The sequence below is a fragment of the Acinetobacter sp. NCu2D-2 genome (assembly GCF_001647675.1).
Classification (GTDB): domain Bacteria; phylum Pseudomonadota; class Gammaproteobacteria; order Pseudomonadales; family Moraxellaceae; genus Acinetobacter.
Genome location: NZ_CP015594.1, coordinates 1575215 through 1589439, shown reverse-complemented (window position 1 = coordinate 1589439; position 14225 = coordinate 1575215). Strand labels below are relative to the sequence as shown.

At 40.7% G+C, this 14225-nt stretch carries 12 protein-coding genes; 8 read left to right on the top strand and 4 right to left on the bottom strand.

Annotation, left to right across the window (positions count from 1 at the left end):
* Window positions 1-6: 6 nt before the first annotated feature.
* The 3 genes from A3K93_RS07580 to rnhB all read left to right on the top strand — a co-directional run bounded on the left by A3K93_RS07580 (window position 7) and on the right by rnhB (window position 1535).
* On the top strand, window positions 7-351 hold the full coding sequence (locus tag A3K93_RS07580; RefSeq protein WP_067730392.1) for a hypothetical protein: 345 nt from the start codon (window positions 7-9) through the stop codon (window positions 349-351).
* A 135-nt stretch (window positions 352-486) separates the two neighbouring features.
* Window positions 487-870 carry a hypothetical protein gene (locus A3K93_RS07575; protein ID WP_067730390.1) on the top strand — a complete coding sequence of 128 codons (384 nt, stop codon included), beginning with the start codon at window positions 487-489 and terminating at the stop codon, window positions 868-870.
* A gap of 71 nt (window positions 871-941) precedes the next feature.
* Window positions 942-1535, top strand: a complete 594-nt coding sequence (gene rnhB, locus A3K93_RS07570; protein ID WP_067730388.1) for a ribonuclease HII — start codon at window positions 942-944, stop codon at window positions 1533-1535.
* 64 nt (window positions 1536-1599) lie between these two features.
* Here the strand turns inward: rnhB and csrA are convergent, their stop codons facing one another.
* The 4 genes from csrA to A3K93_RS07550 form a co-directional block, all read right to left on the bottom strand.
* Entirely contained in the window at window positions 1600-1854 is a 255-nt protein-coding gene (csrA, locus tag A3K93_RS07565) for a carbon storage regulator CsrA (RefSeq protein WP_067731699.1), read from the bottom strand.
* Between the two features lie 257 nt (window positions 1855-2111).
* On the bottom strand, window positions 2112-3392 hold the full coding sequence (locus tag A3K93_RS07560) for an aspartate kinase (protein WP_067730386.1): 1281 nt from the start codon (window positions 3390-3392) through the stop codon (window positions 2112-2114).
* Between the two features lie 304 nt (window positions 3393-3696).
* The gene (gene alaS / locus A3K93_RS07555) at window positions 3697-6390 is read right to left on the bottom strand and encodes an alanine--tRNA ligase (protein ID WP_171255059.1); all 2694 of its coding nucleotides are present in this window, start codon (window positions 6388-6390) and stop codon (window positions 3697-3699) included.
* A 393-nt stretch (window positions 6391-6783) separates the two neighbouring features.
* Window positions 6784-8496 (bottom strand): phosphoethanolamine transferase, encoded by a 1713-nt coding sequence (locus A3K93_RS07550; RefSeq protein WP_067730382.1) that lies wholly within the window; start codon window positions 8494-8496, stop codon window positions 6784-6786.
* Window positions 8497-8707: 211 nt separating this feature from the next.
* On the opposite strand from A3K93_RS07550, the gene A3K93_RS07545 reads away from it, so the two are divergent.
* The 5 genes from A3K93_RS07545 (at window position 8708) to A3K93_RS07525 (ending at window position 14190) form a co-directional block, all read left to right on the top strand.
* Complete coding sequence (locus tag A3K93_RS07545) at window positions 8708-9733, top strand: type I glyceraldehyde-3-phosphate dehydrogenase (protein WP_067730380.1); 1026 nt, start codon at window positions 8708-8710, stop codon at window positions 9731-9733.
* A gap of 205 nt (window positions 9734-9938) precedes the next feature.
* Window positions 9939-10241: a hypothetical protein gene (locus tag A3K93_RS07540; RefSeq protein WP_067730376.1), complete on the top strand. Its 303-nt coding sequence runs from the start codon at window positions 9939-9941 to the stop codon at window positions 10239-10241.
* Window positions 10242-10702: 461 nt separating this feature from the next.
* The gene (locus tag A3K93_RS07535; protein WP_067730374.1) at window positions 10703-11869 is read left to right on the top strand and encodes an ATP phosphoribosyltransferase regulatory subunit; all 1167 of its coding nucleotides are present in this window, start codon (window positions 10703-10705) and stop codon (window positions 11867-11869) included.
* 71 nt (window positions 11870-11940) lie between these two features.
* On the top strand, window positions 11941-13260 hold the full coding sequence (locus A3K93_RS07530) for an adenylosuccinate synthase (protein WP_067730372.1): 1320 nt from the start codon (window positions 11941-11943) through the stop codon (window positions 13258-13260).
* 132 nt (window positions 13261-13392) lie between these two features.
* Window positions 13393-14190, top strand: a complete 798-nt coding sequence (locus tag A3K93_RS07525) for a M48 family metallopeptidase (RefSeq protein WP_067730370.1) — start codon at window positions 13393-13395, stop codon at window positions 14188-14190.
* The last annotated feature ends 35 nt before the right edge of the window (window positions 14191-14225 follow it).

The window sequence follows — 14225 nt, the reverse complement described above, 5'->3', positions numbered from 1 at the left end:
ATTGCTATGAAATACGGATTACTACTTTTAACCTTACTCATCACTAGTCTTGCATCTGGCCAGATGACAATGACTCAGAAGGTTTTAAAACCTGTCATTGAATATCAATGTACTTCAGAATTGAATGATTCAAAAATTTGGAAGGCATCGACTTATTTTATGCATGAAAATAATAAGTCTAAATTAAAAGATGAAGTATGCAGTTGTATTGGTGAGCATGCGTTAAAAAATGTGCCAGCAAAAACGTTGTTAAAAGCCACCATTGATGAAGACACTAAAAATCAAGTCGTTAGGCAAGCGGTGATGAATAGCCTAAGAGGTTGTTTAATCGAAAAGCATGTGAAGCCCTGATCAGTATAAATCCTTTCAATCCAAAACCTCGCTTTGATATGTAATTTAGATTGGCTTCAATAAACTATTTCTAAATATTTCAAATTTAGGCACAATAGCCGCTTATAATTTCATATCACTCAATGGGATACTCACGTGAAAAAATTAATCGCAGTTCTTGCTCCTTTAACTTTAGCTTTAACCGCTTGTGTGTCAACAACTGGTACAACTACAGGTACAGCTGCGAATACAACAAACAGCTTAGCTATGATGGCTGTAAAAGTGGGTGTGCAAGCGAAGTGTGTGACTGAGTTGAACAATAATACGTATTGGAAAACTGGTTCAAAATTATTAACTGAAACTCAAAAACAAGAATTACAAACTGAAGTGTGCTCATGTGTAGGCGAGAAAGCAACTACAAGCATCACTGCTGCTGACTTAGTAGTTGCCGCAATGGATAAAACTTCGCAAGCGACATTAATCTCTAAAGTTGTAACTTCTACATTAAATGCATGTGTAGTCGATACATTGAAAAACTAATTCATTTTTTAATATGAATTTACGACTCAAAATGTCAGCATTTTGAGTCGTTTTTATTTGAGAGGATAGTCATGCGAATCGCAGGTACAGATGAGGCAGGGCGTGGACCACTGGTTGGTTCTGTCGTAGCAGCAGCAGTGATCTTAGACCCGAATAATCCTATAGAAGGATTAAACGATTCTAAAAAACTGACTGAAAAAAAACGTGAAAAACTTTTCGTCGAAATTAAAGAAAAGGCACTAGCTTGGGCAATCGCGGAAAGTTCTGTAAAAGAGATTGATGAGCTAAATATTTTACAAGCATCTTTGCTTGCGATGAAACGTGCGATTGAAGCACTTGAGATACAACCAGAGCATGTTTTAATTGATGGCAACAAGCTGATTCCAAATTTAACCATTAGTGCTGAGGCTGTAGTGGGTGGGGATGCGCTACATGCTGAAATTTCTGCAGCCAGTATTTTGGCGAAGGTAACACGTGATCATCAAATGCTGGCGCTTGATGTGGAGTATCCTCAATATGGCTTTGCTAAGCATAAGGGTTATCCAACCAAAGCACATTTTGAAGCGATTGCTCAATATGGCGTGATTGATGAGCATCGTCGTAGTTTTGGACCGGTGCGTAATGCTTTGGCAGCTGCGCAAGTACAGCAAGATTTAGCGCTATAGAGCATGAATCTAAATTATTAAGCAAAATAAAAGCGGCCTAGAAGCCGCTTTATTTCTTACAGAATCAACGATTAAAGTCGTTCTGTGTTTGATTATCATCTTCAAAAGAAGGTTGATAGTCTTGATCAAGATGCTGAAGATGTTCATGCATAGCACGTTCATGTTGAATGCGCTGATAAATTTCTTCACGGTGTACAGAGACTTCTTTAGGTGCATTCACACCGATACGGACCTGATTACCTTTAACACCAAGTACAGTCACGCTGACTTGGTCTCCGATCATTAATGTTTCTCCGACACGTCGAGTCAGAATCAGCATGTTTATCTCCTTGCAAAATGCAAAACCTGCAAACGTTTTAAATTTAATAATTAATGGTGAAACAAATTTGAAATCACAAAAAAAACTTTGATAGAGACCTGTCACCGTCATGGTTAAGATGAACTATCGCAATTTTCTATAAGTCCTCAAGGCTAATATAACAGAGCCACTATAAAAAACACTATAGTGGCTCTGATTTTTTGTAGAGTTTTGCAAAATACTGTCTGACAATGACCTTATTTTACAATTTTTAAGGCTTAAGCACGTGCGCTAGATACACCAGATTCACGGTCTAAGCCAAAAGCAGTGTGTAACGAACGTACTGCTAACTCTAGGTAGTTTTCTTCAATAATCACAGAGATTTTGATTTCTGAGGTTGAAATCATCAAAATGTTAATGCCTTCATCTGCAAGTGCAGTGAACATTTTGCTTGCAACACCAGCATGTGAACGCATACCCACACCTACGATAGACACTTTAACGATGTCATCACGTGTTGCAACTTCACGGGCATTGATTTCTTTCGCTGTTGCTTCAAGAATTGCTTTTGCTTTAGCAAGTTCACCACGGTTTACCGTGAATGTGAAATCAGTCGTACCATCTTCTTCTACGTTTTGGATGATCATATCGACTTCGATATTCGCAGCACCAATCGGGGCTAAGATTTTAGATGCGATACCAGGTAGGTCAGGCACACCTAAAATAGTCAATTTAGCTTCGTCACGGTTAAACGCGATACCAGAAATAATTGGCTGTTCCATATTGTCTTCCGATTCAGTAGTAATTAGAGTTCCGACATTTTTCTTGAAGTCTTCGTCAAATGCGCCATCGTTGTCATTGTCGAAGCTAGAGAGTACACGAAGTGGTACTTGGTATTTACCTGCAAATTCTACAGAACGAATTTGAAGGACTTTAGAACCAAGTGATGCCATTTCAAGCATTTCTTCAAATGAAATGCGGTCCACTTTTTTAGCTTTTGGTGCAACGCGTGGGTCAGTGGTATAAACACCGTCTACATCTGTGTAGATTTGGCATTCGTCAGCTTTAAGAGCAGCAGCAAGTGCAACACCTGAAGTATCTGAACCACCGCGACCTAATGTTGTGGTATTACCGTCGGCATCGAAGCCTTGGAAACCTGCAACAACAATGACACGGCCAGCATCTAAGTTTTCAGTCAATACGTCAGTATCAATTGATTCGATACGTGCTTTGGTAAAAGCGCTGTCAGTACGGATACCCACTTGGCGACCAGTTAAAGATTTAGCTTCAACACCAATTGAGTTGAGCGACATCGCAAGCATAGAAATCGTTACTTGTTCCCCAGTTGACACCATTTGATCGAGTTCACGTGGGTCTGGGGTTTCGGTAATGGCCTTAGCTAAAGCAAGTAGACGATTGGTTTCGCCACTCATTGCTGATACAACCACTACAACTTTGTGGCCGTGGTCATGCCAACGCTTTACACGACGAGCAACATTTAAAATGCGCTCGGGAGTACCCATTGAAGTACCGCCATATTTTTGAACGATTAATGCCATAACTATCCTTACCAAGTAAATAAGTCATCTGACTTAAAACACTTCTACTTACTTGAAGTCGTCTTTGGAACGGCTTCAACATACCACGCAACTTGTCAATTGAACCTAAAATAGGCTGAACTGAAAGAGAGATACTATGTCTGCAAAATTCAAAGATGAACGATTTTGCAAGACTCCATCATTATTATCATGTCATTGGTTTAGCTTCACTAAAAAATGAGACCAAACTTAACAAGTGTTTGGCTTTTATACAATGAACAGGATGAGACCCTCACATCCTGTTCACTTTGGCAATATAAAAACCTTATTTAGCTGCTAACCAGTCGCTTAAGCTCGCCATTACAGGCGCAAGTTTGTCGCTATATGGTGCACCACCTTGCGCCATATCAGGTTTACCACCACCTTTACCACCAAGTTCTTGACCTAAGTGTTTGATGATGTCGCCCGCTTTAACAGCAGCTGTAAACTCTTTGGCAACAGAAGCAATTAAGCCTATTTTGTCACCATCCACAGCAGCAATCACGATGACAGCATTGTCTAACTTCGATTTCACACCGTCGTGTAAGTTGCGAAGTGATTTCGCATCGACACCTTGAACAGTGGTAATTAAAGTCTTACGACCTGCAATGTCTTGAACTTGGCTTAAAAGCTCAGCAGCTTGGAAACTAGCGAGTTTTTGGTTCAACTGTTCAATTTGTTTTTGCAGGCTAGATGCTGTATGCGCTAAAGCTTCTACTTTTTCTAAAGTTTGGTCTTTTTGCGCTTTAAGCACATCGTTAATCGCATGAATGTCACGATCAAGTTTTTGTGCAGCTTCAATTGCTTTTGTGCCTGTGACTGCTTCAATACGACGTACACCTGCTGCAACACCACCTTCAGAAGTGATTTTAAACAGACCGATGTCACCAGTACGTTTTACGTGAATACCACCACAAAGCTCGATCGAGAAGTTTTTCTCTTCAATGATTGAACCCATAGACAGTACGCGAACTTCTTCACCGTATTTCTCACCGAACAACATCATCGCACCTTTTGCTTTCGCAGATTCGATATCAAGTAGCTCAGTCGTTACTGCTGTGTTAGCAATCACTTCACGGTTAACCAAACGTTCAACTTCTTGAAGTTGTTCGAAAGACACCGGTTGGTCATTGGCAAAGTCAAAACGTAAAACGTCAGATGCGACCAATGAACCTTTTTGTTGTACGTGTGAACCCAAGACTTGGCGAAGGGCAGCATGTAGAAGGTGAGTCGCTGAGTGGTTGCGCGCAGTTGCAGCACGGATGTCTGCTTTTACAATCGCTTCCACAGACTGAGTTGCTTTTAAGCTACCCATAGTCACGATGCCTTGGTGTACAAATGCACCGCCAGATTTTTTGGTGTCTTGAACTTCAAAAATACCTGTTTCGTTTTTGAAGATACCTGTGTCACCAATCTGACCACCGCTTTCTGCATAGAACGGTGTTTGGCTGAGTACGATTAATGCTTCATCGCCTTCAACGACTTCGTCAACTTGCTCGCCATCTTTATAGATTGCAACGATTTGACCTTGACCTTGAGTTGCGTCATAGCCATCAAATTGAGTTTCGCCTTCAACTTTCACAATAGAGTTGTAGTCAACAGCAAATTTACCTGCATCACGTGCACGTTGACGCTGAGCGGCCATTTCAACTTCAAAGCCAGCTTCGTCAATGGTTAAATCACGTTCACGTGCGATGTCGGCAGTTAAGTCTGTTGGGAAGCCGTAAGTGTCGTAAAGTTTAAATACGGTTTCACCTGGAATCACTGAACCTTTGAGGTGAGCCAATTCGCCTTCAAGCAATTTCAAACCTTGCTCAAGTGTTTTGGCAAATTGTTCTTCTTCTTTCAATAAAGCAGCTTCGATGCGTGCTTTATTCGCTTCAAGTTCAGGATAAGCAGCGCCCATTTCTTGAATTAAAGGTTGAAGCATTTTGTAGAAGAATGAACCAGTCGCACCTAATTTGTTACCGTGACGTACTGCACGACGGATAATACGACGAAGCACATAACCACGGCCTTCGTTTGAAGGGTTGACGCCATCTGCGATCAAGAAGCAGCATGAACGCGCATGGTCAGCAACTACTTTTAAAGATGCAGGGTATTCAACTGGTTTGTTTTCAGCTTTAGCTTTTGCTTCAAGTTCAGAAGTGTCTAAACCGATAATTTCAGCCGCAGCTTTCAACAAGTTTTGGAATAGATCGATTTCGTAGTTTGAGTTTACGTGTTGTAGAACTGCAGAAATACGCTCTAAGCCCATACCGGTATCAACAGAAGGTGCAGGAAGCGGGTGAAGCACGCCATCAGCAGTACGGTTGAACTGCATGAAGACGTTGTTCCAAATTTCAATGAAACGGTCGCCATCTTCTTCAGGCGTACCTGGTAGGCCACCCCAAATGTGATCACCGTGGTCATAGAAGATTTCAGAGCATGGACCACAAGGACCTGTATCGCCCATTGCCCAGAAGTTGTCAGATGCGTATTTTTCGCCTTTATTATCACCAATACGGATGATACGGCTGGCATCTAAACCGACTTCTTTATGCCAAATGTCGAATGCTTCGTCATCTGTGTGGTACACAGTCACGTAAAGTTTATCTTTAGGAAGCGCAAGCCATTTGTCGCCTGTTAAAAATTCCCAGGCAAATTTAATCGCATTTTGTTTGAAATAGTCACCAAATGAGAAGTTACCTAACATTTCAAAGAAGGTATGGTGACGCGCTGTATAACCAACGTTGTCTAAGTCGTTGTGTTTACCGCCTGCACGGACACATTTTTGTGAAGATGTTGCACGAACATAATCACGTTTTTCTAGACCTAAGAAACAGTCTTTAAACTGGTTCATACCTGCGTTGGTAAACAACAAAGTTGGGTCGTTGGCAGGTACTAGAGAACTCGACGCGACACGTGTATGCCCTTGCGATTCAAAGTAGCTTAAAAAAGCTTCGCGAATTTCAGCTGATGTCATAAAACGAGTACTCACAACCAAGTCTCTCCATTAATGTCTGATTTGGCAAAAGCACTACAGTCTCATAAGAATAATGTTCTCTGCTGTAGTGCGGGCTTAAATAATAAAAAACGCCAAATTATAACGGAAAAACCCTAATCGACCAATGATTTTTAGGCGAAATTAAAGAATCCTGAGTCGTCTGTTGTGGCTCGTCAGTGTAAGGCTGTACTTAATAATAAAATTGTGAGACAGGACGTTGATAAAATATCTACAATTTTGACCAAAAGGTCAGCAATTTATAGATTTTTAAAATGAAGCTTAACTTAATTTAAGCTTCATTTTGGATCCAATAATCTGTCACAAAATTAAAATTTCTGCTGTAAGTAGATTCCTCCCACACAATGAGTACAGATCATTGATATAAAATTATCCTGTCATCTGTGCTGTAGCCGCTTGTGGCTCAGCTTCAGCTTTAATTAGTGGTGTTTGAGTGGGGCAGGAATGGAGTAAGTCATATTCGGCATGATGAGCTTCAGTTCTGATATCAAGTAAAGATAATGCAGTCGAGAATAAATAATCATGGCTGATTTCTTTGTGCTTACTTTGGGCTAAACAAGTCTGTTGAGCTTGATGTGTTTGCTGCCATGCAGGTGAGAACCACATCAGCATTGGGATATGGGTTTGCTGGCTCGGCGCAATTCGATAAGGCGCACCATGTAAATATAGCCCATGCTCACCCGTAGATTCACCGTGATCCGACCAATACCAAAATGCAGTTTGATAGTTGGAAAGTTGTTGCAGGGTATGAATGGTTTGGCTTAATACATGATCTGTATACACAATAGAGTTATCGTAGACATTTATTAACTCCTGTTGGCTGCATCCTTGAATCGCTTTTGACTTACACATTGGCTGGAATGGCTGGAATTTTTCCGTGGATCGCTTGTAGTAAGCAGGTCCATGACTCCCCATTTGATGTAATACAATCAAGCGTGAAGATCGGTCTTCGGGATCAATATTTTTCAAGTAGTATTGCAGTGTATCGACTAAGATTTCATCAAAGCATTCATTGTCTGCATCACACCATTTTTTGCGTAGGGCTTCGGGAATTTTATATTCTTCAACACGGTCACACGTGCGTTTGCAGCCTGAATTGTTGTCAATCCATGTGACTTTATAGCCTGCACGTTGTGCAATATCGAGTAAACCTTCACGGTGTGACGCTAATTTTTCATCGTAATTGCGACGTTGCATGCCTGAGAACATGCAAGGCAGTGAAACTGCGGTGGCTGTGCCGCAGCTACTGACATTGGTGAAATTAATAACATCGTACTTAGAGAGCTGTGGATTGGTGTTTTTAGCATAACCATTGAGCGAAAAACTCTCTGCACGTGCTGTTTCACCGACTACGAGTACCATGAGCTTAGGTTTATCTGACACACTGGCATTTCGAATCAGATGTGCATCAGTCCCATAAGGTACGAGTGGTAAATCTTTTCGAGGTGATTTTTTGCGATAATAAGAGGTTGTTGAAGCAATGACATTCTGAGGAGAAATCATGCCTTTTAATTCGCGGTGTTCTCTAAAAATCGCTGCGTAATCGACGTAAAAAACAAACAGTGAGCCGAGAATCAGTGCGAAAGACAAGCAAATATGAATGACTTTATACAAGAGCTGCTTTTTGAGCTCAGTTGGTTTGATCTGAACGCTAGATACAACTGCAATCGGAAGAATGACAAACAAGACAAACCACTGTATAAGCGGCCATGACAATAAATCCAAACTTTCTTTGGTGTCAGTCTGCATGGCATTTTGAATTTGATCAGGGGTAATGATAATGCCCAGACTCGACACAAAATAACTGCTCATGCCGCCTAAAAAGATAAAAATGACCGCAAACAGACGAGTGGTAAAACGCCATAAGAGCAGTTGCATAATTAAATGGTAGGCTGCAACCACAATAATAACGGCTGATAAAATGAAGAAAAAGGATTTCAGCCCAACATAAGGGGTCAGACTTTTCAGTTTAAGATAGAAACTGACATTCAGCCCAATTCCTAACCAAAGCGAAAGAAGTAAAGAGAGTTGGAAAACGGATAAACTAGGAATGTGATTCTTTAGTTTGGTTAAAAATGGCATACAGTCAGAATCCTCATTTTCAATTTTTGAAAATACAAGGCTAGTTGGTTGAGCTTTATTACAGTTATTGTACTAAAAATGTTGTAGCAACGTTATTATACTAAAGATCAAAGCAAATTTAAGAAAGGTATAGAAATATAGCAATCTGAATCGCTTAAATCCGTTAAAATAACAGGACTTAATTTATAAATATTGAATATACAGAGGCAGTATGCAACGTATCGCAATTAATGGTTTTGGGCGAATCGGACGCAATGTACTACGTGCATGGTTTGAGAATCCAAAAGATTTTAATTTTGAAATTGTTGCGATTAATGATGTTGCCGATGTAGAAACCTTATTACATTTATTTAAATACGACACTACACATGGTCGTTTTCCTGGTCAGGCCGATTTAAGTTATGATCAAGAGCATGTTTACTTACATGCAATATGTGGCGCACAGCAGCTCAAAGTTGAAGTGCTCTGTGAGGCACAACCTGCCAATATGCCGTGGCAAGAGTTAAATGTAGATGTTGTGCTGGAATGTACGGGTTTGTTCCGTTCTCGAGAGGCTGCAACACAGCATATTCAAGCCGGCGCTAAGCGCGTGATTATTGGGGCTGCACCATTTGATACCGTCGATGCTGCGATTGTCTATGGTGTAAATCAGCATGAAGTAAAAGCGACAGATCAGATTATCTCGAGTGTGTCCTGTACCACACAGGCACTGGTGCCATTGGTTAAAATTATTGATGATGCTTTTGGAATTGATACGGCACTCATGACTGAGATTCATGCTGTTACTGCTGATCAGTCGGTACTTGATCATGCTCATCGTGATTTACGTCGTGCACGTGCGTCAGGACAGAATATTATTCCGACAACATCTTCAGCGCTTGGTGCACTAAAACGTGTGATGCCAAAAATGGAAGACCGTATAGATGGATACTCGATTCGTGTTCCGACCATTAATGTTGCTGCAATTGACCTAAGCTTTGTTTCGCAGTCAGCCATTACGGATCATCAGCTTAATGAAGTTTTAATTCATGCTGCACGAACAGACTATGCCGAAATTATGTCTTTTACCGATGAGCCATTGGTGTCTTCAGACTTTAATCATTCGCCGTATTCACTTATTGTCGATTTGAACCAAACAATGGTGGTCGGTAAACATGCCAAAGTCTTTGCGTGGTATGACAATGAATGGGGCTATGCAAACCGCTTGCTTGATCTTTGTCATTCTTTCAAATCATAAATAAAAAAGGCGCTATTCAGCGCTTTTTTTATAGAGGGCATTTATCTTTATTGTATTCCTACTTCATACGAAGAATCCCCAAAGATACATTTAGTATGTGAGTATTAATGAAAAGACGAAATAATAAAGTCATTCAATAGAATACTTACAATAGCCATGCTATTTTTAGCTAAGATAAAAATGTTGAAGAATAAGAGAGCAGCATATGATGTTAGTTTGGGGATTTATTATTCTGCTGACTTTGGCAGTAATTTTTTTAATTTGGCTGCATTTTAATGATGCGGATTCAAGTCCTGCGACAGAAGGTGTAGCGGTCGAGCAAAAAGTTGCTAATCTCGAAGATAATCTAAAAAAGACACTCGAAATTATGCAAGAGCTTGCAAAAAAAATGCATACCCAACAGGAAGTTTTAGATCAAACCAGTCAAAAATTACAGCAAGTTGAGTTGCAAAATGCGGAATTGGTTGCTTTGGTGGCTGAATCAATCAAGTATAAACAGCAACCCTAGGCAGCAGGACAATACATATTTACATTGACTTTTATTGCTAATATCAGATTGTGCGGTCGTTAAATTTCACAGGTGCAGCACCATTTTAAGTCAATTGACTGTTGTTATTTTATGCAGCTAATGCTGCTGAGCTAAATTTTAGACTATGAATTACTTTCTCGTTTGTACAGTTAAACTCTCCAGTTTAGATGGCGGTAAGTACGTTATTTAGAGTTTTATGGTTAAATTAAATATATGATTAATCGAGTATAAAAATAAAATTTATAATTTTATGAATTTTATTAACTTAATGTTTTATCAAGCAAAAATGTATTTTCTGCATGTCATGTATTGAACGGTTGAAAATAATCAAATTTGCCATGCACAGTCAAAACTATCGTGCTAAACTAGGAGAAATCGGGTGTGTTCCCGATTTTTTTATGCGGATACGTTCCGCGCTGACAAGAATTTAGGTTTACAACATGCCCATTTCAGAGACATGGTTATTACCTGATGGTGTAGCTGATGTATTACCAGAACAAGCGCAAGTCATAGAGTCTTTGCGCCGTAAATCACTGGATTTCCTCGCATCTCGAGGTTATCAGCTGGTGTACACGCCATTCATTGAATACATTGAATCTCTATCTTCTCTTTCAGAATCGAATCAAGATTTAGACTTGGCCACTTTTAAAGTGATCGATCAGCTTTCTGGTCGTTTGCTTGGCGTGCGTGCCGATATGACACCACAAGTGGCACGTATCGATGCGCATGTACATCCAGTTGAAGGTGTAGCTCGTTATTGCTATGCAGGTACGGTTTTACATACCAAACCGCAAGGCTTTAATACCACGCGTGCTCCACTGCAATTAGGTGCAGAGTTGTTTGGTTCAGATAGCATTGATGCTGACGTAGAAATGATTGATCTGATGATCAGTTTGATTCAGGAAGCAGGTTTAGCAGAAGGTATTCATCTTGATTTAGGTCATGTGGGTATGTTCCGTAGTCTTGTGGCTCAAGCGGGTTTGAGCAAAGCTGCTGAAAACCGACTTTCAGATTTATACCAACGTAAAGCGTTGCCTGAGTTACAAGAATTCACAGCAACACTGAACTTTGGTCAAGATTTCTATACGCTAGGTCGTTATGCTAGTGATTTGGATGCGTTAAAAGCGAATCTAAGCACTGAAGTACAAAACAACCCTGAGTTTAAGCAAGCACTTGACGCAGTACAAAGCACACGTGAAGCGATTCAAGCACGTTGGCCTGAACTTGAGATCGGTATTGATGTCGTAGAATTACGTTCATACCATTATCATACAGGTTTGATGTATGCGATTTATGCACCGAACCGTGCAGCACCTTTAGCTCAAGGTGGTCGCTATGATGGTATTGGTGAACACTTTGGTCGTGCGCGTCCTGCTACAGGTTTCTCGTTTGACTTATATGCACTGAGTGCAGGTAAGTTTGAAACGGCTGAAATTGTGGTTGCGCCAAAGGGTATTGAAGCAGACTTACTTACAGCAATTCAGTCATTACGTGCTGAAGGCTATAAAGTCATTCAATTGCTTGGTGATGACCAACTTAGCTCAGTGCCTTATGCAACGCACCAATTGGTGAATGCAAACGGCGAGTGGAAAGTACAAATTATTTAAATTGCTGGACTTGGTGTTCATGTCATCAAGTCAAGCTATCAACTTTAACAGCATGATGTAATGAGGCTATTATGGGCAACAATGTTGTGGTACTTGGTACCCAATGGGGCGACGAAGGTAAAGGTAAAATCGTTGACCTGCTCACAGATCAAGCGGCAGCGGTAGTTCGCTATCAAGGCGGACACAACGCAGGCCATACGCTAGTGGTTGGTGGTAAGAAAACTGTATTACACCTCATTCCATCTGGTATTTTACGTGACAACGTATTGTGCTTAATTGGTAACGGTGTTGTTCTTTCACCTGAAGCTTTAATTCATGAAATGGAAGTTTTGGAAAAAGAAGGCGTGCCTGTACGTGAACGTCTACGTATTTCTCCAAACTGTCCATTGATTTTGCCGCACCACATCGCGCTTGACCAAGCACGTGAGAAAAAACGTGGTAACGCAAAAATTGGTACAACTGGTCGTGGTATCGGTCCTGCATACGAAGACAAAGTTGCTCGTCGTGCAATCCGTGTTGCTGACCTTGTACGTGGTGGCGAACATCTTAAAGCTCAACTTGAAGAGCTTCTTGAATACCATAACTTCCAATTGACTCAATTCTTCGGTGTTGAAGCCGTTAAAGTTGAAGACGTTCTTGCTCTATGTGACGAATGGCGTAAAGTCATCGCACCTATGGTGATGGATGTAACCGGTGAACTTCACGCTTACCGTAAAGACGGTAAGAAAATCATGTTTGAAGGCGCGCAAGGTTCACTTCTTGACGTTGACCACGGTACATATCCGTATGTGACTTCTTCAAACACAACTGCTGGTGGCGTAAGCTCTGGTTCTGGTCTTGGTCCATTACACCTTGACTATGTATTGGGTATCACTAAAGCGTACACAACTCGTGTAGGTTCTGGTCCATTCCCAACTGAACTTGTATACGATGCTGCAACAGATACAGGTGATGCCATTGGTAAACACTTGGGTACTGTTGGTTCAGAATTTGGTGCGTCTACTGGCCGTCAACGTCGTTGTGGTTGGTTCGATGCTGAAATTCTACGTCGTTCAGTAGAAGTGAACTCACTTTCTGGTATTTGCTTAACTAAACTTGACGTTCTTGATGGTTTAGAAGAAGTGAAAATCTGTGTAGGTTATGAAGCTGCAGATTCAGGTTGCGTCGGTTCTTCTGATGCGCTTGCATTTGAAACTTTAAAACCAATCTATGAAACTATGCCAGGTTGGTCTGAGTCTACTTTCGGTGCGAAATCACTAGATCAATTGCCACAAAATGCAATTAACTATGTGAAACGTATTGAGCAATTGATTGAATGTCCAATTGACATCATTTCAACTGGTCCTGACCGTGATGAAACAATCATCTTGCGTCACCCATTCGATGCTTAATATTTATTAAGCTAGAATTCAAAAAAACCCTGTGATTTCACAGGGTTTTTTTATAAATAATGGAATATTTTATACTTGTGTAATCGTTTGAATTCTCTATAGTGTTCTGACCTTGAAACGATAGAGAAGGTTATGAAATATAAAAATATTCTGGGGGTTGTTGCATTAACGGCAACATTGGGCGGTTGTACAACTGTGGCGGATTTGGTGGGTGCTGATTCGGCAACATTAAATTTAAGTGCAGCGCAAAGTTATAACCAAATGCTAACTGAAGCAAAGCAAAAGCAAGTTTTAGATACGACATCCGCGACGTATAAAAAGGTCAATCGTGTATTTCTAAGAATGAAACCACATGCGGATGTACTGAACCAAACTGGTCATGCATTTGACTGGAAAGTCGCGGTAATTAAGTCGAAAGAAATTAATGCGTATGTGGCACCGGGTGGTAAGGTCGTATTCTACACAGGGATTGTTGAAACGCTTAAGCTGACAGACGATGAAGTCGCTGCCATTATGGGGCATGAAATGGTGCATGCCTTGGAAGAGCATTCTAAAAATAAAGTAGGGGCTCAGGCACTGACCGATATGGCAGTTGGTTTAGGTGCAAAATATGTCGGTAACTCTGCAGGTGGTTATGGCGGTTTGCTACTTGATATGGGTGCTAAGTTTGGTGTTGGCTTGCCATTTTCACGTAACCTTGAAAGCCGTGCTGATAAAGGTGGCTTAATGTTAATGGCAAAAGCTGGTTATAACCCGAATGCAGCCGTAACCTTATGGCAGAAAATGAATGCGCAGGACAGTAGTGGTAATAATCCACTGATGAAATTTATGTCGACGCATCCATCAAATAATGATCGTATTGCAGGATTGCAAAAGATGATGCCTGAGGCTTTAGAACAATACAAAGTTGCAGCAAAGGCTAAAAAGTGAGTGATTGATCACGACTAAAGTTGCAAGAAATAAGC